At 34.5% G+C, this 23,601-nt stretch carries 23 protein-coding genes; 7 read left to right on the forward strand and 16 right to left on the reverse strand.

Translation table 11 applies throughout. From position 1 onward, the window contains the following. From EK17_RS02080 to EK17_RS02100, 5 genes are read left to right on the forward strand one after another with little or no spacing between them, the layout of a single operon-like run. Positions 1 to 840, forward strand: a complete 840-nt coding sequence (locus EK17_RS02080; RefSeq protein WP_035587029.1) for a type II secretion system protein — start codon at positions 1 to 3, stop codon at positions 838 to 840. Beyond that, a complete protein-coding gene (locus EK17_RS02085; RefSeq protein ID WP_035587031.1) occupies positions 837 to 1,244 on the forward strand; it encodes a hypothetical protein in 408 nt (135 codons plus the stop codon). The genes EK17_RS02080 and EK17_RS02085 overlap by 4 nt, the downstream gene beginning before the upstream one ends. Beyond that, entirely contained in the window at positions 1,241 to 1,666 is a 426-nt protein-coding gene (locus EK17_RS02090) for a hypothetical protein (protein ID WP_035587032.1), read from the forward strand. The genes EK17_RS02085 and EK17_RS02090 overlap by 4 nt, the downstream gene beginning before the upstream one ends. Continuing rightward, the gene (locus EK17_RS02095; protein WP_035587033.1) at positions 1,650 to 3,170 is read left to right on the forward strand and encodes a type II secretion system protein GspD; all 1,521 of its coding nucleotides are present in this window, start codon (positions 1,650 to 1,652) and stop codon (positions 3,168 to 3,170) included. The genes EK17_RS02090 and EK17_RS02095 overlap by 17 nt, the downstream gene beginning before the upstream one ends. Then, a complete protein-coding gene (locus tag EK17_RS02100) occupies positions 3,167 to 4,036 on the forward strand; it encodes a tetratricopeptide repeat protein (protein WP_035587034.1) in 870 nt (289 codons plus the stop codon). Before EK17_RS02095 ends, EK17_RS02100 begins: the two co-directional genes overlap by 4 nt. Here the strand turns inward: EK17_RS02100 and mrdA are convergent. From mrdA to EK17_RS02160, 12 genes are read right to left on the reverse strand one after another with little or no spacing between them, the layout of a single operon-like run. Continuing rightward, positions 4,014 to 5,834 (reverse strand): penicillin-binding protein 2, encoded by a 1,821-nt coding sequence (mrdA, locus tag EK17_RS02105; protein ID WP_035587035.1) that lies wholly within the window; start codon positions 5,832 to 5,834, stop codon positions 4,014 to 4,016. The genes EK17_RS02100 and mrdA overlap by 23 nt on opposite strands. After that, positions 5,821 to 6,303 (reverse strand): hypothetical protein, encoded by a 483-nt coding sequence (locus EK17_RS02110; RefSeq protein ID WP_035587037.1) that lies wholly within the window; start codon positions 6,301 to 6,303, stop codon positions 5,821 to 5,823. Before EK17_RS02110 ends, mrdA begins: the two co-directional genes overlap by 14 nt. Continuing rightward, on the reverse strand, positions 6,255 to 7,034 hold the full coding sequence (locus tag EK17_RS02115; RefSeq protein ID WP_035587039.1) for a rod shape-determining protein MreC: 780 nt from the start codon (positions 7,032 to 7,034) through the stop codon (positions 6,255 to 6,257). The genes EK17_RS02110 and EK17_RS02115 overlap by 49 nt, the downstream gene beginning before the upstream one ends. A gap of 9 nt (positions 7,035 to 7,043) precedes the next feature. Then, positions 7,044 to 8,087 carry a rod shape-determining protein gene (locus EK17_RS02120; protein WP_035587107.1) on the reverse strand — a complete coding sequence of 348 codons (1,044 nt, stop codon included), beginning with the start codon at positions 8,085 to 8,087 and terminating at the stop codon, positions 7,044 to 7,046. A gap of 4 nt (positions 8,088 to 8,091) precedes the next feature. Next, positions 8,092 to 10,275 (reverse strand): RelA/SpoT family protein, encoded by a 2,184-nt coding sequence (locus EK17_RS02125; protein WP_051904355.1) that lies wholly within the window; start codon positions 10,273 to 10,275, stop codon positions 8,092 to 8,094. Beyond that, positions 10,260 to 10,463, reverse strand: a complete 204-nt coding sequence (gene rpoZ, locus EK17_RS02130) for a DNA-directed RNA polymerase subunit omega (RefSeq protein WP_035587041.1) — start codon at positions 10,461 to 10,463, stop codon at positions 10,260 to 10,262. The genes EK17_RS02125 and rpoZ overlap by 16 nt, the downstream gene beginning before the upstream one ends. Continuing rightward, complete coding sequence (gene gmk, locus EK17_RS02135) at positions 10,463 to 11,095, reverse strand: guanylate kinase (protein WP_035587042.1); 633 nt, start codon at positions 11,093 to 11,095, stop codon at positions 10,463 to 10,465. Before gmk ends, rpoZ begins: the two co-directional genes overlap by 1 nt. Further along, positions 11,092 to 11,325: a DUF370 domain-containing protein gene (locus EK17_RS02140; protein ID WP_035587044.1), complete on the reverse strand. Its 234-nt coding sequence runs from the start codon at positions 11,323 to 11,325 to the stop codon at positions 11,092 to 11,094. Before EK17_RS02140 ends, gmk begins: the two co-directional genes overlap by 4 nt. After that, entirely contained in the window at positions 11,322 to 13,382 is a 2,061-nt protein-coding gene (gene rnr, locus EK17_RS02145; RefSeq protein WP_051904356.1) for a ribonuclease R, read from the reverse strand. The genes EK17_RS02140 and rnr overlap by 4 nt, the downstream gene beginning before the upstream one ends. Beyond that, complete coding sequence (gene rpoN, locus EK17_RS02150) at positions 13,364 to 14,698, reverse strand: RNA polymerase factor sigma-54 (protein ID WP_035587046.1); 1,335 nt, start codon at positions 14,696 to 14,698, stop codon at positions 13,364 to 13,366. The genes rnr and rpoN overlap by 19 nt, the downstream gene beginning before the upstream one ends. Next, positions 14,695 to 15,411: an LPS export ABC transporter ATP-binding protein gene (gene lptB, locus EK17_RS02155; protein ID WP_035587047.1), complete on the reverse strand. Its 717-nt coding sequence runs from the start codon at positions 15,409 to 15,411 to the stop codon at positions 14,695 to 14,697. Before lptB ends, rpoN begins: the two co-directional genes overlap by 4 nt. 50 nt (positions 15,412 to 15,461) lie before the next feature. Then, positions 15,462 to 16,658, reverse strand: a complete 1,197-nt coding sequence (locus EK17_RS02160) for a serpin family protein (RefSeq protein WP_035587048.1) — start codon at positions 16,656 to 16,658, stop codon at positions 15,462 to 15,464. Positions 16,659 to 16,751: 93 nt separating this feature from the next. On the opposite strand from EK17_RS02160, the gene EK17_RS02165 reads away from it, so the two are divergent. Beyond that, positions 16,752 to 18,359 (forward strand): phosphoethanolamine transferase, encoded by a 1,608-nt coding sequence (locus tag EK17_RS02165; protein ID WP_035587049.1) that lies wholly within the window; start codon positions 16,752 to 16,754, stop codon positions 18,357 to 18,359. Next, positions 18,360 to 19,391 (forward strand): threonine aldolase family protein, encoded by a 1,032-nt coding sequence (locus tag EK17_RS02170; protein ID WP_198018127.1) that lies wholly within the window; start codon positions 18,360 to 18,362, stop codon positions 19,389 to 19,391. A 243-nt stretch (positions 19,392 to 19,634) separates the two neighbouring features. Here EK17_RS02170 and hsdR read toward each other — a convergent pair whose 3' ends face one another. From hsdR to EK17_RS09235, 4 genes are all read right to left on the reverse strand, one after another. Continuing rightward, positions 19,635 to 22,088, reverse strand: a complete 2,454-nt coding sequence (hsdR, locus tag EK17_RS02175) for an EcoAI/FtnUII family type I restriction enzme subunit R (RefSeq protein WP_035587050.1) — start codon at positions 22,086 to 22,088, stop codon at positions 19,635 to 19,637. A gap of 17 nt (positions 22,089 to 22,105) precedes the next feature. After that, the gene (locus tag EK17_RS02180) at positions 22,106 to 22,912 is read right to left on the reverse strand and encodes an SMODS domain-containing nucleotidyltransferase (RefSeq protein ID WP_035587052.1); all 807 of its coding nucleotides are present in this window, start codon (positions 22,910 to 22,912) and stop codon (positions 22,106 to 22,108) included. Next, entirely contained in the window at positions 22,899 to 23,336 is a 438-nt protein-coding gene (locus EK17_RS02185) for an S-4TM family putative pore-forming effector (RefSeq protein ID WP_156957497.1), read from the reverse strand. The genes EK17_RS02180 and EK17_RS02185 overlap by 14 nt, the downstream gene beginning before the upstream one ends. Positions 23,337 to 23,339: 3 nt before the next feature. Continuing rightward, on the reverse strand, positions 23,340 to 23,601 hold a 262-nt coding region (locus tag EK17_RS09235; RefSeq protein WP_198018128.1), incomplete at its 5' end, for a transposase.

Genomic DNA, 23,601 nt, shown 5'->3' on the forward strand with positions numbered 1-23,601 from the left:
ATGAAAAGAAAGGGCTTTACGCTTATAGAGGTTGCCATTGTTTTGGTTATTCTGGGTTTGATTATAGGCCTTGGTATTCCCATGCTAAGGATGCTTGTCAAACAAAATAAGTTAACACAGGATAGAACTTTGGTTAAAGAGGCAAAAGAGGCTTTGATAGGATATGCCTTTGCACACGGTGGTTTTCCAGCTCCAGTAAATAAAAATGGTTATAGAACTCTGCCAGCAAGCAAATTGGGTGTTCCATCAAGAGACGCTGAAGGGCAATCCATAATTTATGATGTTAATGATACATTAACAGACGATGCCACGGGAGGAAATTTAACAACTTTTTGTAATAATGTGAAAAGTGCAATAAGCTCAAACCAGAAACCCCAGATTCAGTATTCTGATGGAACAAAAAAATCAGTAGCTTTTGTTGTTATAAGCAGAGGTTCAAATTACAAACTTGATGATCTGAATAGTAATGCAGCTAAGTGGACTAATGGAACAAGAATTTATGATTCAGATGATCATCCTTACTCTAAAGATTATGATGATATTGTGGTTTCTTATTCTCTGGGGGAGTTGAATAACTGGTGTTTACAGAATATTGGAGAAAGCAGTAGCGGGGGGTTAGGTGGATTTGTTTCTAATTTGGCTAATTTCTTGAACAAATATGCTAATGCAAATAAAGCTCCTGACTCAGGAGATGTTAATTTACCTTCGGGATATAGCTATTCAAAACAGGGTAAAAGAAGAGCTGTAATCGAATACTCTGATAATGGTAAAACTTATGAAGCCACTGTTTCATGGAAAATAAGCGGTGGTATAAACGAGGTAGATATTAAAGTGAGATGAACAACAAAAAACTTTTCTACATTACTCTATCCTCTATACTTATAGCATTCTCACTTTTTGCATACTTTTATTTAGATAAAAAAACAGAAAGCTTAGAATCTGCCATGATTGAGCTTAACAGAAACATAAGAGAGGTTTCACAAAACAAGCTGAAGCTTGAAAAGTTTTTAAGTGTTAGAAAACAGATAAAGGTCAAAAACAACTATGTCAGATTTCAGCCTGTTGATATTATTGGAAGTTTTGATACGGATCAATTTGTTGAAAAATTCAATAAAATAGTTAACACCACATACGAGAATGGTTTTTTCTTTCTTGATAGTTTTTCTTTAGAAAGGGGTGAAGACAACAGCAGTTTTTCTGTTGAATTGAAAGGCAAAAAGGTATTTCTTTACGGTTTAAAATGAAACACTACTGGTTGTTTTCCTTTTTGGTTTTAGCTATAGTGTTGCCATATTTGATTGTGCCTGAGATGATTAGGCCAGTTTATGTGCTAGCGCCTGCAACAGTTAGCGTTCCTGATGTATCTATAGCTCGTTTTAAAAGATTTGATGTATGCAATATCAATTTAGAACCTATAAAGATTGCGAAAAGAACGGTTTTTGCTAACAGTAAGGTGGCAAGGGAGCAAAGAATCGAGGTTAGCTCAATTATGATTGGCAGAAGTGAAAAATTCTGTGTAATTAACGGAAAGTTGTTAAAAGAAGGGCAAAAAACAGGAAACCTGAAGGTTTTGTTAATCAAAAAAAACGGTGTGGTGGTGAGTGTAAGTGGAAAAAAGAAATGGATTAAATTTGAAGGCTATGCATTTAATGCTGCGGCAGATTAGTTTTGCTTTGCTAACTGTTTTTTTGTTAAGCAGCTGTAGTCTCAATATGTTTGCAAAAAAAGAGAAACCTACTATAGTTGAAAAATACCTCAATAAGCCTCTTATAAAGAAAAACCAAAACCCAAAGCCTTTGAATGTCAACATCAAACCTGTTAAAGAAAAGGTTGATATACTAAATACGATTAAAATTAGCTTTTTCTCAAAGTCGATTTCATATAAAGATGCGATAGTTGAGATTTTAAAGCCATACAATATCAATGTTGCATTTGATAGCAGGCTTAATAGCTTTGTTACAAATCCAGACATAAGTCTATCACTAAATAATGTTACTTTAAAGGATGCGCTTGATACGATCACAAGCATTGTAAATGTGGGCTGGCAAAAAAAGGATGGTGTCATCTGGATTACGCCTATAATATCAAAAACATTTGATCTGTCGTTTTTGAATATTATACGCAGTTCATCCTCAACACTTGGTGGTGATGTGTTGGGAGGAGGGCAGTCTGGCTCTTCTGAAAATGTTTCATCTCCACTGCAGGGTAGTTTTACATTAAAATCAACTACTAATGCAAAAAGCGTGGATATCTACTCTTTAATCTCTCAAAATGTTAAAACTCTACTGTCAAAAAACGGTGTTTATGTGCTTGACCCATCAAGTGGCATGTTGCTTGTCAAAGATACGCCGTATAATGTTCATCTTGTTGATGATTATATCTCAAAGCTAAAAAGCATCTATGGAAGGCAGGTGATGATTGAGGCAAAGATTATTGAGGTGCAGCTTTCTAAGCAGTATCAGCTGGGAATTAACTGGGGCAGTCTTTTGCAGTGGAATAAAATATCTCAGACAATCAATATACAGCAAAACACAATCGATTTTGGCACCAATCATCCCAACATGACAATCAATATTTCAAGAATCTTTCATCCAGGTCAGGTAGATGTTACATTAAACAGTCTTGTTGAGGCTTTCTCTAAGTTTGGTAATTTAAAGCTTATCTCTGAGCCTCATATAAGGGTGATGAATACCCAGCCTGCATTACTTGCAGTTGGGCGCTCGATAAACTTTATTAAAAGTATAGAGATAACCCAGCAATCCACAGGTGAATCAACCGTAACAACCCCATCTGTTGAAATATCGTCGATTTTTGATGGTATAATGTTTGGCATAACACCGTTTATCCGCAAAAACGATACGGTGCTTTTGAGGATAGTACCAATCAAGAGCAATTTAATTGCATTACAGGAGAGAGAGATAAGCGGAAATACTTATACCTTACCGCAGGTTGATTTAAGAGAGGCAAGCACCGTTGTATCTGCAAAAAGCGGGGATATAATTGTCATAGGTGGATTGATCAGCAAACAGTCTAAAAATACAAACAGCGGCATGCCGGGTTTGAAGGATGTGCCTGTTGTGGGTAATCTGTTTAAGCAACAGGGAAGTATGACAGATAATGTTGAGCTTGTAATTCTTTTAAAACCTGTAATATTAAACAATAATCAATGAGTAAATTATACGAAGCTTTAAAGAAGATTGAAAATAAAAATAATGCAGAAAAAAGCAGCGATATTCCTTTTGCTCCACCTGCTAAACCTCACAGCCCTTTGAGGTTTTATCTGTTTTTGGTTTTAGTCTTTGTTGTTTCTGTTATAGGCTCTTTCTTTGTTTGTTATAAATTTTTTTATCAGAACCAACGGATAGTTTTAACCCATACGGCAAAGCATTTTGCAGTTTATCATACCACAAAACCAAAGCCTGCCTTGCATAAGACTGAGATAAAAAAACTTGTTAAACAAAAGCCCCAGCCAATACAAAAGGTTAACAAAAACGCTAAACCTAAAGAAAAACAGCTAAAAGTTGCTGAAAAAAAGGTAAAAATTGCTATTGTTGATAATGCAACAATGCATAGTGAAAAAGAGGTAATTAAAGAGAAAAATAGTCAAGTTGTGAAAGAAAATAAAGAAAATAAAGTAGTGTATAAATCAATGATTAAGACTAAAAAAGAAATAAAACATAAACGCAGAGAAAAAGCGGTTAACATTGCTGAGCTTTTTGAAAAGATAAAATCCGATGACATTTATACCCAGATCGATGGATACAAGAAACTGCTTACAGTTTTTCCGCAAAATGATGCTTTCTACAACAACCTTGCTGCTGATTATATTGTGTTGGGCAGATATAAAGATGCTGTTAATGTGCTTAAAAAAGCGCTTTCTTTTAGCGACAACCCTAATTTAAAACTCAATCTTGTTGTATGTTATGTAAAAATGGGCAGGATAGATTTGGCAAGAAGCGTTTTTGATAGCATTGATGAAAATTCAGTTAAAGATAAACAGCTCTACTTTCAGCTTAAGGTTTTATTGGTGAAGTAGTTTTTATCAGTTTAAGCTCGATAAGTTTTTCATAAACAAGCTTTGCTATGGCTGCAGCCTTTGAGCTGTATTCACCATGCTGTAGGAAAACCACCACAACAACCTGAGGATTATCTTTTGGTGCAAAAGAGGCAAACCAGGCATGTGGAAAATATTTAATGGCTTTTTTTAGGGTGATTTTACCTTCTTTTAGTTTCTTTTTAGTTTCTTTATAGAGTTTACTTGTTACAACCTGACTTGTTCCTGTTTTGCCGCATATATCAAGACCATTTATTTTTGCTTTTGAGGCTGTACCGTAAGGACCGTTTACAACAAGCCAGAGTGCGTTTTTGATGAGTTTGTAGTATTGGTTTTTGAATATATACAGAATCGTTTTTTTTGCATTTTGATTTAAAAAAGGTTTGTATGCAACACCTTCATTTGCAATTTCGCTGAATGCAACTGCTACCTGCAGGGGGCTTGCAAGAAAGAATCCCTGACCGATTGCAGTGGATATTGTATCGCCTATATACCATCCCTGACCAAATTTTGCCATTTTCCATGCCTTTGAGGGCAGATTGCCTTTTGTGCAATAGCTGAAAAGTTGAGGCGATCTGCCAAATCCAAACTTTGAAAGGTAATAGTCTATTCTGCCGATGCCCAGTTTCATCCCTATCTGATAAAAAAATACATCGGATGAGCTTTCGATGGCTCTTGTTACATCTATATTGCCAAATCCTCTCCATTTCCAGTCTCGATAGGTGTATTTGCCGATTTTTATTGCGTATGGACAGAATAGCTTTGTATCGGGTTTTATTATGCCTTCTTTTAATGCTGCAAGTGCCATAAATGGTTTTACCAAAGAACCTGGTGGAAATGCTCCCTGTGTTGCTATGTCATACAGGTTTAATTTATTCTCTTTTTTTAGTTTTTCCCACTGCTTTTTTGATAATCCCTCAACAAAGTAGTTTGGATTGAATGTTGAGCTGTCAGCGATTGCAAGTATTGCACCATTGGGTCTTAAAACAACTATTGCTCCTTTTAAAGAAAAGTCTTTAAAGATATTGAAACAGAAATTCTGTAGTTTTGAGTTTATTGTTAATTTTATATCCTCACCCTTTTTGGGCGGTGTTGTTGAAATTACCTTACTGAGGATACCTTTTGAGTTAACCTCTATCTCTTTATAGCCCCATTTTCCTCTTAAGATTGCATCGTATTTTTTTTCTATTCCCTTTCTTCCAATGAGTTCTCCAACCCTCAATGACGGATTATTTTTTAAGTCGTTTACAGAGACCTGCGTCAAATATCCCACTATGTTTGCATAAACAAATGGATTATTAGGGTAGAACCTGCGCGGCGAAACCTCAATGTTGACAAATTTTGAAGTTTTCTGATTGAAAAGCAGTTTAAATACGGTTTTCTCATCCACAGCCTGTTTTAGAAGTATCGATGTTTGATACGGCACAAGTTTGAGTTTATCTTCGATCTCCTCTGGCTGTATTTTTAATATCGAGGCTATTAGTTTAATTGATAATGTGTTTAGGTTTCTGGATTTGTATAGATATACGCTGTATGATGGTATATTTTTGGCATAAAATACACCATCGGCTGTAATAATGTCACCGCGGGGTGGTTTTAGTGGTATCAGTCTAACAATATTTTCTTTTGATATGGTTTTGAAGTAGTTGTATTTTATGACCTGTAGGTAGAATAGCCTTAAGATTAATATAGAGAATGAGATAGTAATTATAATTGCTATGTATTGTAAGTTTTTTTTAATTCTATCGCTTTTTAGAATATATTTGTCACGCCTGCTCATCGCTTTTTGGAGTTAGGAGTTTAATGGAAAGATAGCTAAATAGGTAGAACGAAACGGTGTTTACAGCCAAAACAAACACGCAGACCCACAATGGCGTATTAAGATAAAAGATGCCCATGCTATAGATTATATTGAGAGTAAAAAATATACCCGTTTTGCTGATTTTTAAAAAGTTTATCAGGTAAGATATTATTACAGAAGCGATCACAAAGGCGATGCTTAAGAAAAATATATGGTTTTTGAGTATAATATCGCTGATTAAACCAAAAACATAGGGAATTGAGTATTTTAGGCTTAAAGGTGTGGTTTCTGTTTGCGATGATGAGAGAAACAATAAATAGACGAAACTGTATGGCACTATGTAAACAAAGTTTATAATCTGGGCAATTTGAGCAGACAGTATAAAAAAAATAAAGGCGATTAAAAATCCTGTTGCGATTTTTTTCTGCAAACCAAAAACACCTTCCATTTGTTAAAAAAACCTCTATCTATTTTTACATAAGCCATTTTATAATACCCGTTGACATTTTTTATTTTAGAGATTGTCCCTATCAACAAACCCGGTGGATAGATAGCAAAATCGCCGCTTGTATATACTCTGTCACCTTCTTTTATTTTCACATTGGGATCTAAAAATTCAACAGTGGGATAAAATTTACCGCCTATAAATAGCGCCTTGTTGTCAGTTTCATTATCGGGAATAAAAACATCTGCCACAAAAGAGGGGTTAAAGATTGTTTTTGCTATGTAGATGCCGTTTTTTTTGCTCTTTTGAATTATTCCAATAAGCGATAACTCCTCTGAGAGCACAAAACAGTTGTTATGCTTGATATCTATAGGTTTTTGGGGTTTGAGATAGATATAGTCGGTTTCAAAATTGCCTTTAAATGTAAAGGTAGCCTCGATTAATTTTAATGGATTTGTGGAGTTATCTTTTGGTTTTCTTATGTATGTTAAAAGATTCAGTTTGCATTGAGAAAGCTTTTGTTTGAGTTTTTGATTTTCCTGTGATACTGAAATAAGCAAAAGGTATTTATTGATATTTTTTTGAAGGATAAACAAACCTTTGCTTGTTGGTAGAGATGTAAAGATTATTAGATTTGAAACGGTTTTATTGATAAGGTTTAAAAAAACAGGGTATACAAACACCCCCGCACTAAGTAAAAACGATATGGTTAAATATATTATCAGCCATCTCATTACAACTGCTTATTCTATTGTCACTTCGCTGAGCAGATCTATGTTGTCAAGAATCATTCCCACGCCTTTGACCACAGCAAATAAAGCCTCTTCGTAAACTTGAACAGGGAGCCCTGTTTCTTTGTGGATTAGTTTGTCCAGTCCCTTTAGAAGTGCCCCGCCGCCTGTAAGCATTATGCCGTTGTCCACTATATCGCTTGCAAGCTCGGGGGGTGTTTTTTCAAGTGCATCCTTTACAGCCGCTATAATCACATTTATCGGTTCTCTTAAGGCTTTTCTGATCTCCTCAGGCGTAATCTCTATCGATGTGGGTACTCCTGTGATTAAGTCTATACCCTTAACAAAGATGTGGTCTGTTTCCTCTTCATCATCATCTGGTGGATATGCTCTTCCGTAATTGATTTTTATACTCTCTGCGGTTGATTCGCCGATTAAAATGCTGTATTGCTTTTTGATATAGTTAACGATTGTTTGATCCATTTTGTCGCCGCCAACCCTTACAGATACCGAATGCACTATTCCGCCCAATGATATAACGGCAACCTCTGTTGTGCCGCCACCGATGTCCACAACCATGCTGCCCACGGCATCCTGAACAGGCAAGCCTGATCCTATTGCAGCAGCCATCGGCTCTTCAACAAGGTAAACCTCCCTTGCCCCTGCATCAATCGCAGATTCCTTGACGGCTTTTTTTTCAACCTGTGTTATACCGTGCGGTACGGCTATAATGATACGGGGCTTGAAGATGCTGCGTTTGTTTTTTGATTTTTTTATGAAGTATCTCAGCATTCTTTCTGTTACCTCAAAATCAGCAATGACACCGTCCTTTAGGGGTTTTATAGCCTCGATGTTGCCCGGGGTTCTGCCCACCATCTCTTTTGCTTCTTTGCCGACGCTTAAGATTTTTTTGCCTTTTTTTATGTCGTTTTTAACTGCAACCACGCTTGGCTCGTTTAAAACTATCCCTTTGCCTTTGACATAAACCAGTGTATTTGCCGTGCCCAGATCAATGGCAAGATCGTTTGAAAAGTAATTTACAATTGATTTAAACATTTTCTCACCACCTGTATTTTTTTCTTTTTTTAAAGAATGTTCTGCTGCCACGCTCTATGTTTATTATATCCTCGTTTTTCTTCAATGCGCTTATCAAATTATCGAGTTCTTTGTTGTTTTTTACTTCTATGTCGATATCGAATATCACTTTCTCTTTTGCCTGATCTAAAAAGATAACCTTTAAATCCTTAAGGTCGATTTTCATTTCGTATAATAAGTTTGTTATTTTTGCAAGTATACCCATCGTATTGTTTGCCTTTATCTGCAGGTTTACTGGCATTGTTCTGAGTGTTTCATCAGCCCATTCAGCCTCTATAATCCTATCACTGTCAAATCCTATATTTTTGATATTTTTGCAATCTGCTCTGTGTATTACGACGCCACGGGTTCTTGTGACAAAGCCAACAATTTCATCGCCGAAAACGGGATTGCAGCATTTAGCTATATGCATCACAACATCTTCCATACCGCTGACTTTAATTTTGTAGGTATCGCTTTTCTTTGTTGTTTTTGGTGGAGAAATCTTTTTTGGTTCGGGACATAGTTTGTTTATTACGCTTTGCGGTTGAATCCTTAAAAAGCCTATCTTTTCAAAGAGCTCATTTTCACTATTGCAGCCAAAATAGGATAGTATTTCTTCAAGCTTTTCATCTTTTAAGAAACTACTTAAGGATCTGTTGACCTTTGATAATTCCCTTGATAGCATCCCCTTGCCAATTTCTGCAGCTTCCTGTCTTTCTCTTTCTCTGATTTTTTGCCTGATTTTGCTTCTTGCCTTGCTTGTAACAACAAAATTGAGCCAGTCTTTTGAGGGTGTATGTCCAGCTCTTGTGATGATTTCTACTATGTCACCATTTGCAAGCTTATGTTGAAGTGGCACGATTCTTCCGTTAACTTTGGCTCCAACGCATCTGTTGCCGACCTCTGTATGTATTGCATAGGCAAAGTCTACAGGAGTTGAACCTCTGGGTAGAACCTTTAAGTCACCTGCTGGCGTAAAAACATATACCTCACCTCTAAATAAGTCTACTTTGACGGTGTCTAAAAAATCTTTGGGGTTTTTGACCTCTTTTTGCCATTTCAACAGGTGTCTTAGCCATAAAAACTGCTTGTCGTATTTATCTATTATGCTGAGTTTGTTTTCCTTGTATTTGTAGTGGGCTGCAATTCCTTCTTCTGCTATCTCATGCATCTGCCTTGTTCTTATCTGGATTTCCACAACAACATCACTGGGTCCAAAAACAGTCGTATGCAGTGATTGATACATATTGGGCTTTGGCAGTGCGATGTAGTCTTTAAATCTCCCAGGCAGGGGTTTATATTTTTTGTGTATTACGCCCAATGCTGCATAGCAATCCTGTTCTGTTTGGGTGATTATCCTTACAGCAAGCAGGTCGTATATTCCGTCAAAGTCTATATTTTTGCGCTGCATCTTTGTATAGATGCTATAAAGGTGCTTAACCCTGCCACTAACCTCACACTTTATGCCAGCCTCTGTCATGTCCATTTTAATCTGCTGTTCAATAAACTTTATCGTTTCCTGTTTTTTTGCAATTGTGTTTTTAACCCTGTTTTCTAACTTTTCATACTCTTCGGGAAATAGATGTTTGAAGCTTAAATCCTCAAGTTCAGATTTTAGCCAGTAGATTCCAAGCCTGTGGGCAATTGGTGCATAGATATCCAGTGTTTCTTGAGCTATCCTTTGCCTTTTTTCCTGTGGTAGAAAATGAATTGTTCTCATGTTGTGGAGCCTGTCGGCAAGCTTTATTAATATCACTCTAATATCGCTTGCCATTGCAACTATCATTTTTCTAAAGTTATCAGCCTGCTTTTCCTCTCTATTTTTATACTTTATCTGGCTGATTTTTGTTAATGCTTTAACCAAAAATAAAACATCCTCTCCGAATAGCTCTTTGATTTCTTCTTCAGTTGTTTCTGTATCTTCTAACACATCATGCAGAAGGGCTGCTATGATGCTGTTGCTGTCTAAGTGGAATTGGGATACTATCTCTGCTACATGGATGGGATGAACAATGTATTTCTCACCCGATGCCCTTTTTTGGTCTTTATGTTTTTCGTAGGCAAACAGAAAAGCCTTGTCTAACAGATTGCTATCTATTTTTTCCTTTATGTTGCTTTTGAAATGTTCATAAAACTTTTTGATCTCAGGATCTATTTTTTCTTCCACAAGCCCTCTTTAATTTCCATAAGGCTAACAACAGTGTGTTTGTGTCTTGTTGCTATTTTTTCATCAATCAGGGGTCTATCGCCTCTGTAGAGCGAATTTGCCCTGATTGCAGCAACCCTTACAAGCTCATACCTGCTTGGAAAATATTTTAATGCACCATTAATTATTTCTGGCATAAAGATATCCATCATTCACCTCCCAAAAATTCTTTTATATCGTTTTTAAGTGTATTTGCAAGTTTTAAATAATCCTCTTTAAAAAAGGCAATTTTGGATGTAGCTGCATCTATGATTGAATGTAGTTTTTTTAAGGATTGTTCTAAGCTGTCATTGATTATGCAGTAATCGAAAAATTCAAGCTCTGACAGCTCATTTACAGCTGTTTTTAGTCTAACACTTAAGCTATCGCGCGATCTGTCTTTTTTGATTCTCTCAAGCCATATATCAAAGTCTGGCGGTAGAATAAAGATGTTGACCACATTATCAAAGCTGTTTGCGATGTTTTTTGCACCCTGCACATCGATTGCAAGGATAGGAAACTTTCCCTGATTGAGCACATCTACTAAGGCCTTTTTGCTTGTGCCATAGAAGTTTGAGTGGACGAATGCATATTCAACAAACTCACCCATTTTGATCATTCTTTTGAATTCTTCATTGCTTACAAAATGGTAATCAACGCCGTTTTTTTCTCCCTCTCTTGGTTTTCTTGTTGTATGCGTTATAACGCGTTGCACATCATCCCTTTCTTTTTCTACTAAATTACACAGCGTTGTTTTTCCTGCCCCGGTGGGTGAGCTTATAACAAAAATAACACCGTTCATTTATTCATCCTCTCTGCTATTGTTTCAACACTTATGCCTGAAAGTATCAGATGGCCTGAATCGGTAAAAATAAGTGCTCGAGTTTTTCTGCCCTGTGTGGCATCTATTACCATGCCTTTTGCCTCTAACTGCTCTTTGAGTCTTTTAAGCGGTGCAGAATTTGGTAAAACCACAGCCACAACCCTATCTTTGTTGATATAATTTCCAAAGCCGATACTTATCAAACTCATACTATGGTAAAATCCACCTCTCCAGCGAATTTGTCAACATTTATAGCCATAACCCTAACATCATCACCTAATCTATACATCTTTCTTGTTCTTTTACCAACCATTGCATACATGTGCTCGATGTAGTGATAGTAATCATCCTTAAGCTGACTTGCAGGCACAAAGCCCTCAACAAAATGCTCCTTCAATCTTACGAAAAATCCATTGGGTATAATTGTTGTTATCGTTGCGTTAAAAATCTCTCCAATCCTTGGTTTCATAAACTGGGCTGTTTTGATATCGTTCATATAAAACATAGCATTTTCTGTGATAATCTCTCTGTTTTTGACCTCTGTTGCAATTTCTTCTAAATTGTCAAACTCCCTGTTTGCCTTTTCAAGCTTTGCCTTGACCATACGGTGTACGACTAAATCTGGATATCGCCTGATCGGGCTTGTAAAATGTGTATAATTTTTAAAATTCAACGCAAAATGACCTTTCTCAGCTGTTGAATACTCAGCCCGTTTTAGAGACCTCAACAATAGTTGTGATACTATCTTTTTTGTTTTTTCGTCTTTTATTGACGATAGAAGCTTCTGTAGTTGCTTTGATGTAAACTCATCCGGCAGGTCAAATTTTATACCCATTTTTCTTAAAAATGCAATAAGTATAGCTATTTTTGCCTCATCAGGCTCATCATGCACCCTGCGAATAAAAACAGGATAGTGGTTTTTTAAAAAATCTGCAACGCACAGGTTGGCAGCAAGCATAAACTCTTCTATGATTGAATGCGAGAACAGATGCTCTCTCTCCTGGATGTCTATAATCTCTCCATCTTTGACTATAAAGTGAGCCTCAGGTATATCTAAATCAAGGCTGCCTTTTTTAAATCTACGACGCCTCAATATCTTTGCTAATTTTTCCATTGTTTTTAGGTTTTGATACAGGCTTTCTTCTGCTTTTTGCCTGCCGTCTATAATTGCCTGCACCTGATTGTATGTCATTCTATTTTTGTTTTGAATAACGCTTTTTGCTATACGGTATCTTTTGATTGCCCCCGTTTTTGATATATCCATCTCAACAGAAACCGTTAACCTGTCTTTATCTGGCACCAATGAGCAGATGTCGTTTGAAAGCTTAAACGGTAGCATGGGAATAACGCTGTCAGGGAAATATACGCTAAAGCCCCTTTTTAGGGCTTCCTGGTCTAATTTTGAGCCCTCTTTAACATAGTGTGAAACATCGGCAATATGTACAAAGAGTTTAAATCCGTTTTCTGTTTGTTGAATATCAACTGCATCATCAAAATCCTTTGCATCTTCCCCGTCGATTGTAATGGTGGGAAAGCTTCTGTAGTCAATTCTATCTTCAAAATCCTTATCCTCTGGCTGTTTTATTAGTTTAAGCTCTTCTTCTATTTCGTCAGAGAAAATATGGGGTAGGTTGAATTTATCTATTACAACATCTCTGTCTATTGCTGGATTGAATGGATCTCCATAAACTTTAACGATCTCACCTTTGAGTGTGTTTTTTCTTTCAGATGGCGCTGTAATTTTTGCATAAACAAGCCATCCTTCCTTTAGGTCTTTTGAGCCCTTTATACTCACAACAAAAGGGATTTTTCTATCAGCTGGAGAAACAATCCAGCCCTTTGGTAGCTTTACTAAATATCCAATAACATTTTTTGTCCGTCTTTTTATGATTTTTGTGACCTTTGATGATATACCAACCTTGCCCTTTTCGATTTTTATGGCCACCTCATCGCCTTCTGAGGCATGAAGGGCGTTTATGAGTCTGGGTAGTCTAACCTCACCTGTTTGAGTTTGAAGGAAGTATATGCCTTCTCTTTTGATTAGTTGTCCCTTTAGAACTGTTTTTGGTTGTTTTTTTGTTATTATGTATCTGCTTTTTGAGATTTTTTTGACCTTACCAGCCTTCTTTAGTTTTCTTAGTTCCTGATAAAAACGGCTTTTGTGTTTTTTTGAAATTCCTAAAGCTTTTCTAATTTCTGATGCACTTAGGGGTTTATAATCCTCTTTTGATAGAAGTTTGATAATTGCTATAGAGTATCTTGACATTTTCTCTTCCTGCTTGATGGGATTTTTAGTTCTTTTCTGTATTTTGTTATGGTTCTGCGGGTTATATTGATGCCTTTTTTGGCTAAATATTGTTTGATTGCATCATCGCTTAATGGATTTTTTTTATCCTCGTTGTTTATCATCTCTGTGATTAAAGATTTTATGTAATCCTTTGATGTGTTTTCATCTATGCCGCTTGAGAAAAACTTGCTTAGCGGGATGATGCTGCCTTCAAATTCCAAATATTTATTTGCCACAGCCCTTGTTATGGTTGATACATTGTAGCCAAGGATTTGGGCTATCTGTTTTCTGGTTAAGGGTTTTATGGTGCCGTTTTCAAAGAATTCTTTCTGTTTTTCAAGTATAATGTTTACCGTTTTTAGGAGTGTTTTGTTTCTGTTTGTTATTGCAAGTATAAACTCTTTTGCCTGCCTGTATTTGTCTTTTACAAACTCCTCAGCATCTTTATCTTTTAGATATTCATTCAACATCTGCTCATCTATTGAGATTCTATTTAGTCTGTTTTCTTCAATAAAAGCTATTAGCCTGCCGCCTATTTTTTTAACCCTTACATCGGGATATATGTAGTCTGTGGTTTCTATTTCAGAGTAGTTTTCAAGCGGAAACAGCTTAAAACCCCTGATAATCTCCATTGCCTCTGTAAATTCTTCATCACTTAATCCACTTAGTTGCTTTAGCCGTTTTATATCGGCTCTGTTTGTGTTTACTATGGCAGAAAGGATTGTTTCTATCAATTGAGGCTCAAAGCCGCTTTCTTTTGCCTGAAAAGATAAAAACTCCTCTGTGTTTTTGCATCCACATCCGGATGGCTCAAGATTCATAATCCGTTTTCTTATAAACTCAACCCGTTGAATACTTACCTCTGCCTGTCTTGCAATTTCTTCTATATCGCTTGATAAAAATCCTTTCTCATCCAGGTTATAAACAATGCTTTCTGCTACCAGTTTGTCTTTTTCATCAAGCTCTATTTCAGAGCCTAACTGCAATAGGAGGTTCTTTTGAAGCGAGGTTTTTTGTCTTGCGGTTGCCTCGATGATGTCAGAAACGCTCTCATCATCGGATGAAAACCGCTCTTTAAAAGCTTCATCAACCTCTTTGAGTCTATCCTCTCGAGTTGTATTGGTTGTTTCTTTTAAGCCTTCATCGATTTTTATAATGGGATTTGTCTCTAAAAGCTCATTTAATTTTTCTTCTACTTCTGCAATGTTCATAGCTAAAATTTTTAAGGATAGGTCTATGCGTGGCGTGAGTATAAGTCCTAATTTTGCCTCTAAATCTACTCTTAGCTCAATCATACGCAAAAACTTCTACCTAGATACATATCGATTACTTTTTCGTCTTTTGTAAGTTCTTCCGGTATGCCGTGTTTTATGATTTTGCCTTCAAAAAGGATATATGCTCTATCCACTACTTCAAGCAGATCCCTGACATTGTGGTCTGTTATGATTACGCCTATTCCTCTTTTTTTTAAATCCTTAATCAGTGTTTTTAGTTCTCCAACGATAATAGGATCGATACCTGCAAAAGGCTCATCAAGCAGTATGAATTTTGGCTTTGTGGCAAGTGCTCTTGCAACCTCTACACGCCTTCTTTCACCCCCACTTAAAGCATAAGCAGGTGTTTTTCTTATATGCGCTATATTCAAATCAGATAGTATTTTTTCTAAAATGAGTTTACGGGTTTTCTTGTCTTTATATAAAAACTCAAGGATGGCAAGTATGTTTTCTTCAACATTCATGCCGCGAAAGATAGAGGGCTCCTGAGGCAGATACGACAACCCCATCTGAGCCCTCTTATACATCGGGAGGTGGGTGATGTCTGTGTTTTCCATCAGGATTCTGCCTTTATCAGGTCTGATAAGCCCTGCAATCATGTAGAATGTTGTTGTTTTGCCTGCCCCATTTGGGCCTAAAAGCCCAACTATCTCACCTTCATTTGCCTTAATACTCACATTGTTGACAGCTATCTTTTTTTTAAATTTTTTTGTCAGTCCCTCACATACAATCATATTAGATGATACACAATTTAAGCAAAGCAAACAAGATGAATTCTTTGGGCTTAAGGTTTTGCAAGTTTGCCTGCAAAGAGAATCAAGCCTGTTTTGTTGTGAATTATAAAAAACATAAATGGATGATTGGCTTTAAAAACGGGTATGTTAAATGGTTTCATGACTGCTTTTAGTTGCAAGACAACGGCTGTTGCTGCGGCAGCTTTTGTGCCTTCTTCGTTGACCTCTACCACTGCTTCATGCACGACCTTTGAGATTTTTAGAGCCTTTGAGTTGGTGAGATTTGAAAAATCTGCTTTCATTGTAAAAGCGTCGATAATGCCCATTTTCATCAGGATTTTTTTAAGATAATACTTCTCTTTAGTTTTGAATCTTGGCAGGTAGAGTTTGATTTTTGTTTTATGCGCGCTTTTGACCCATTTTTTAAACTTTGCATAAGTGAGATTATTAAAAATCTTTTCTGTGTCGGTTATCTTTTTTGGCAGGATCACAACCATAGATGTATCGTTTTGATAGGGTAGGATTACTAATTGTAAAAGGTTGTTTTCAAAATATCTAAATCTACCTTCTTTATACATCATGTTGACTTTTTCTTTTTTGTTGCTGGTTAAATAAAAATCCATCTTTTTGGTGAGTTTTTTGTCAAACGGTGTTTTCCATTTGCCTTTGAAATATATTGCATTTGTTATAACAAGGCGGGTTAGTAAGTTTATATCACCCTTTGAAAGCAACTGTGGAATCATATTATCCGTCTGGTTTGCAACCCAGCTGTTTATTGTGTTTAAAGCTTTTAAAGTTTCCTTTGCAAAGTCAACTTTATGGAATGCACCGCCGTAATATCTATCCATTGTTTTTATAAAAGAGGTTTTAAATGGATAGTTTTTTTGAGCCCAGAGGGCGTTTGCCACCTTTAATGTATTGTTTGATGGCTTTTTTGTGTTTTTTAGCTCATTTATCAATAATTTAAATCCCTCATTTAAGGGCAGGGGATTGAGGGGAAAGTCAAAGGCTTTGGAGATCTGTTTTTTTGTGTTTGATTTGGCACCGTTGTAGACCATTGCAAAGGCATCAACAATACTAAACGGTGAGTAAAAAGCATTTTTGCCCGCCTTGTTGATTTGATTAAATAGCTTAAAGCTAAATTCGTTAGAAATCTCGACTGCTTCTTTTTGAGCATTGGCACAACCAAAACCCCTAACAGGTAAAAATAAAACAACCGCAACAAAAAAAACAATTAGCCGCTTCATTATCGCCTCCTTTTTTGGCTATGCTTGCATATAATTAAGGGATTGTCAATATTGTATTGAATATTTACTGCACAAGTTTATAATACAGGTGTTATGAGGCTTTTTGAGAAGTTTAAAAGCATAGAGCTTTCCAGCGTGCAACTGATAGTTTTAAGCAGCGTATTTTTTGTTTTGTTTGACAACTATGTATATTTTAAAGAAACATACAATGCATTTGGCGATATCGGTTTTTGTATAGCCGCAGGTGTATTGCTATTTATTGCAATCTCAACTGTTATGGGATTATTAATTGCAAGGTCTATCTTGAAGCCTTTTCTTATTGTAATGTTTCTGCTTGCCTCGGCAGCAGCCTACTACATGGCTGAGTATAAAACTATTATCAACGATAAAATGATTATCAATATTTTCCAGACAACAACTGGCGAGGTATATGACCTTTTAAATCTCAAACTTTTTGTTTATATACTTTTGCTTGGCGTTCTGCCTTCGATATTCGTTTATTTGATTAAGCTTAAAAAGAGGAACTTAAAAGAGGAGTTTAAAAGCAGACTTTTATTGATAGTTATTAATCTTTTGCTTATTCCTGGTTTGTATTTTGCTTATCCTAAAAGCTGGGTGAGTTTTTTTAGGGCTCATAAGCATATAAGGATGTATTCAAATCCAGCTTTTTTCACATATTCTTTTGTTAGGTATCTACAGAAAACCTACCTTACAAAACCGATGAAGTTTAAACATATTGGTTTAGATGCAAAATTGATGCCCTACAAAAAGCCAAAGCTTATTATTTTTGTTGTTGGCGAGGCAGCAAGGTGGGATCATTTTTATTTAAACGGCTACAAAAGAAACACAGACCCTTACTTATCAAAATTGAAAAACTTAATTGATTTTCCTTCTGTTAGGTCATGTGGCACAGAAACGGCTGTGAGTGTGCCTTGCATGTTTTCCGTTTACACAAGAAGTGAGTTTTCTATAAAAAAAGCACGATATACCGATAATCTCCTTGATATTTTAAAAAGAGCTGGTGTCAACATCCTGTGGCGTGATAACGATTACGGATCAAAGCATGTTGCAGATAGGGTTGAGTATGAGGATTTTAACGATAAAAGAATAAAACCTTACTGCACAAGATTTAACTGCCACGATGAAGTGTTGCTTTATGGATTGCAGAAATGGCTTGATAGCCTAAAAAACGATAAACCTGTTTTAATTATACTTCATATGAAAGGTTCACATGGACCGGATTATTACAAAAGATACCCAGCCTCATTTGAAAAATTTAAACCGATATGTAAAACAAATCAGTTGCAAAACTGTTCTCGTCAAGAGGTTGTTAATGCCTATGACAACACTATTCTTTACACAGACAAATTTTTATACGATGTAGTTGAATTTCTAAAGAAAAATGACAAGAAATATTCAACTGCTATGTTTTATGTATCTGATCATGGAGAAAGCCTTGGTGAAAATGGCATTTATCTGCATGGTTTGCCTTATTTTATGGCTCCAGAGGCTCAAAAACACCCAGCCTGTTTTGTGTGGTTTTCCAACGATTTTGGCATTGATGTAAACTGCGCAAAAAAACTATCCCATAATAAATATTCACACGATAATGTGTTTTATACAATTCTTGGGTTGTTTGACATCAAAACAAGCATTTACAATCCGAAACTTGATATTTTTTATCCCTGCAGGAGGCAATAGGTGATTTATAATTTTAAAAGTGATTATTTAGAGGGGGCGCATCCTTCTATTTTGCAGCTTCTTGAAGCAACCAATCTTACCCAGCAGGAAGGATACGGGTATGATGAGTATTCCAAAAAAGCAAAAGATTTAATAAAGAGGCTATGCAATGCTGAAGGAGAGGTATTCTTTGTCTGTGGTGGAACATTTGCAAACCTTGTCAGTATTGCGCATTTTTTAAGACCTTATGAGGCGGTGGTATGTGCTGATACGGCGCATATTGCAACGCATGAAGCTGGTGCAATTGAGGCAAGTGGTCACAAACTCATTACGGTTAAAAATAGAGAAGGAAAAATTTTTCCCGATGATATAAAAAGGGTTTTGAAATACTTTAAGGATGAGCATAGAGTGAAACCTGCTATGGTGTATGTTTCAAACGCCACAGAGTTTGGAACTGTTTATTCTGAAGATGAAATGATGCAACTTGGCGAGTTTTGTAAAGAGAATAATCTGTTGTTCTATGTTGATGGAGCAAGGATTGGCAATGCCGCAGCATATCTTGGCTATAGAGATTTTGGTTTTGTTTCAAAATATTGCGATGCTTTTTATATAGGCGCTACAAAAAACGGTGGATTGATAGGTGAGGCTATAGTAATAAACAATGATAAGCTTGCTGTTGATTTTAGATACTCTATAAAGCAGCGCGGGGGTTTGCTTGCAAAGGGCAGGTTACTTGCGGTTCAATTTCTTGGCTTGTTTGAAGATAATCTTTATTTTAAGCTTGCAGAGAGGGCAAATAAAATGGCCAAAAAGATGGCAGATGCAATCTCTAATCTGGGCTTTGAATTTTATATACAGCCCCAGACGAACCTTTTGTTTCCCATATTTCCTTTAAAATTTGCTAAAAAACTGAATGAGTATTACGGTTTTTATATTATAGATGAATTTGATGATAAGTGTGTGGTTAGACTTGTAACCTCGTGGGCTTCAAAAGAGGAGTATGTAGATAAATTTACTGAGGATCTAAAAAGTCTTTTAGAAGTTTGCGATTGAATTTTTACAGTTAGATAATATTTTAGGTAATGCCCTGTTCTTTTACGGTTTTCTTTTTAGTTAGACATTTGTAAACATATTTACTTATACTATCTTGAATTGGTAGTTAAAATGGTGATGTAAAATTAACGATGTCAGTGGATAAATTGAGAATCTTTTTATACATGCTATCCTAATTTTGATTTCTTTTTCTCTTTCTAAATAAAAGTTAAAACATTCTTGTCGATTTCATCCATTTTGTTATTATCCTGCTTGTTCTAACTCAAATAACATCTCCTTAAGCTTATTGAAGAAAACAGGTATAGTTTTTAAATCAAACTTAGAACGCAATTTGTTTAAAGCTGATATTTTTTCCATATCAGGTGTCTTTAAAGCTTTTGGAGAAATATCATCAATTCCACCAAGCTTATACTTTTCCAACAATCGTAAAACGATATATCTGATCTCCTCTCCATATTTATCAATCTTGCTCAGATGTTTGTTAACGAAGTATTTGATTCTTTCATCTTTGGTAATCAAAGGAGCATTAAAAATAATTCTTGCTATTATATCAAAACTATCTACATGACCTAAATTATCTAATTCTTTTAAAAAGTCTATATCAATATTTTTATCTTTAAGATGTTCTAAAAATTCCTTCCTTCTTTTGTCATCTATCCATATTTCTTTTAGTTCATTAAGTGTATGAACTTCTTTTTTCAAATTACTTTCAACATATTTCTTATATTCTGCAAAAGAAATGTAGTTTCCATCAATTTCTATTTGGATTTCTTCTTCAATTATAACATTAATTCCTTTTAAAATGATTTTTTTGGCTTTCTTTTTAATACTTTTAAGTTCAAATTTTAAACCTGTTGAATTTGGAGAAATATTTTTATTGATTGTATAATAACCATCTTTTGAAATTATCAATTTTATAAATTCATTTGACGGAAGAGATGATAATTGAAAAAATCCATTTTTATCAGTAATTGTAAATTTATCCCATCTTCCAACTCTTGCTATAATTTTTACATTTTCAAGAGGTTCTCCATTATAATAATCTGCTACTTTTCCCTCAATAATTTTATCAAATGGTTCTTCTGGGATAATTTCTTTATGTTTAATTTTTTTTGGAACATCCCATTCATCAATTAATCTTGTAGCATTTGTAAAATCAATTATTCTGAAAAAGCCTTTTTCTGGTGCTATTCTTGAACCTCTTCCGATAATTTGTTTAAACAAAACTCTTGAAGAAATTGGTCTCATAAAAACAATATTTTTAAGATGAGGTATATCAACCCCTGTTGACAATAAATCTACAGTTGTAGCCACAAGAGGATAAATTCTTTCACTATCTCTAAAAACAGTTAAATCGTCTTTATCTTCATAAACGATTTTTGTAGCAAAATTCTCTTTATTTTTCATCTTATTTAAAGTATCTCTAACAGCTTCAGCATGAATTGTGTCAACACAAAATATTATTGTTTTGGCAAATTCATCTTTTGTTTTCTTTAATATTTCTAAAAATTTTTTACACATTATTTCAGTTCTATCAGGCAATGTTATTTCTCTTTCAAATTCTGATGGGAAATAAAAATCTTTTATATCCTCATCAGGATTGATCTCATCATCATAAATTATTTCTTCAGCATCATCTATTTTTACGCCTGTTTTATCAATATTTGTTGTAATTTTATATATCTTATATGGAACCAAATATCCATCTTCTATCGCTTGAGCCATTGAATATACAAATACTGGTTCTCCAAAATATTCATAAACATCAATGTTATCCTCTCTTTTTGGAGTAGCAGTCATTCCAAGATGATAGGCAGTGTTAAAATATTCTAATATCTCTCCCCACTCTCCATATCTTGAACGGTGACACTCATCTATTATTATTAAATCAAAAAAGTCATTAGGAATATTCTTATAAAAATCATCAGCGTATAATGATTGATATGTAGAAAAATAGATTTTTCTGTTTTTATTAAAATTACCTGATTTTATTTTATATCTTGCATCTTTAAAAGGTTCATAAAAATCATGTGCCTGATCTCTTAAAAAAATTCTATCAGTTAAAAATAAAATTCTTGAAAAGTAATGACTTTTTATTAATTTCCATACGATTTGAAATGAAGTAAAAGTTTTACCTGTTCCTGTTGCCATTGTAAGCAAAATTCTTTTTTGATTTTTTAAAATAGCTTCAATTACTCTTCTAATAGCAACTTCTTGATAATTTCTAATTTTTTTATCTGGTGCTATATAAAATGGATATTCAAGAGGTGATAAATTTTTATCTATTAAATTTTTCCATTCTTTATATATTTGAAATAATTCATCTTTTGATAAAAAACTTTCAATATTTTGAGTTTTAGGGAGTCTTCTGTCATACATTAAAATTTCTTTTCCATTAGTAGAAAATGCAATTGGAACATCAAGTAATTCTGCATATTCTTTTGCTTGAGCTAATCCTTCTTCAGCTAATTTATCTTCAGCCTTTGCTTCAATAACTGAAACTATTATATTGTTAACTTTTAACACATAATCAGCAAATCTCTTTTTGGGTTTTATTTTTTCATATTCTTCACCTCGCACATAAAATCTATCCTGTTTTATAATATATTCTCTTTCTATATCTTCTTCTGTCCAGCCTACTTCTTTAAGTTTTGGTTCTATCAATTTTGCTTTAGTTTCTGCTTCGTTAAGTGGCATTGGTTTACCTCTTTAACTCAATCTTCAAATGGAATAATTTTCTTTAACCATTGCTTTGCTTTTTCTAAATTATCTCTTTCTAAATAATATTTAACCCATTTTGCATTATTTTTTAATGACTCAACTTTCGATTTTTTATAATCTGGTAAATGCCACATTGGCAATTTATCAATTATAGAAAAGAATCCATCTTCATAATTTTTTGAAAAAATCCAACTTTCTGCTATTTCAATTATATTTGTTTCAAGTTCAAAAGATGAGTAAACTTTCCCATTATTAACATTCCAAAATTTAAATAATCTAACTAATGGTTTAACTATAAAATTATTATTTTTATTTACTTCTGTTAGTTTATTATTTAAATCTTTAGGATTTGTTTCTATCCATTCATTTTGTGAGTTTGGGATATATAAAGAAGAAAAAAATATATAATCTTTTTCTATTGCAGGAACTAAGTCAAATTTTATATGATTAAGTTCTAAAACAACTGTAGGAAAATCCTTATATATTTCAGAATTTGAATAATAATATTCTGCAAATCTCTTCAGCTTGTTTCTATATGTTTCTGGTAAATATTCTTCCTCTCCAGTGCTGAAGATTATCATAATATCAATATCAGAACCTTCATCAAACCTTCTTGGTAAAATAGTTCCTCTCGTATATGAGCCAAACAACTCTATTTCTTTAATTTCATTTCCAAAGTAAGATTTTAATCTTTTCTTAATTGTTTTAACAGATGTTTCAATCTTTTCTCTTTCTGATGAATTATAGCTAATAAATAATTGTTCTGATAACACTTTAAGAAGATTATTAATTGTTGCCATTTTTATTTCCTTGAAAATTGGTAGTTAATAATTTATTTGCATTTTTTATTGTTTCTTCATACTTTTCTCTTAATATTTTGTATAAAATTTCAGAGACCAATAATGAATTTAATCTATTTCTTTCATAAATATAGTCTTGAAACTGTCTAATCATAACTGCTAATTGTGAATCAGTATATTTGTGTAAGCTATTAAAAACATCAAGTATCTTATTACTTACAATTTTATGATCCTCAATTTGTTTATTTAATTCAACATAATATTCGTATATAAAGACAAATATTGGAATAGAAGATAGAAATAATGTGGTCATTGCCTCCCTAAATGATAGATTAATAAAAGCAGAAATAAAAATTTCTATTATAATGATTGATCCTGTCAATTTTCTTTCGCAATTTTCTTCTCGGTAAGCATTTATAAACATTCCCTATGCTACCTTAAACCGGTCTTGGAATTTATCCATAACTTCCTGTAATTTCTGTGGATGTATGTAACTTCTCTCGGCCAACCAATCTTCTGTGTATTCCATCAAATATGACACAATAAGCCTCAAATACGATTCCTTAGATGGAAATATAGACACTACCCTTGAACGTCTGCGTATTTCTTCATTTATGCGTTCCAATGCATTGGTTGAACTTATTTTTCGCTTATCTATTTGCGGAAAATAGTAAAATTGTAGAGAATCT

This window comes from Hippea jasoniae (assembly GCF_000744435.1).
Taxonomy (GTDB): Bacteria; Campylobacterota_A; Desulfurellia; order Desulfurellales; family Hippeaceae; genus Hippea; species Hippea jasoniae.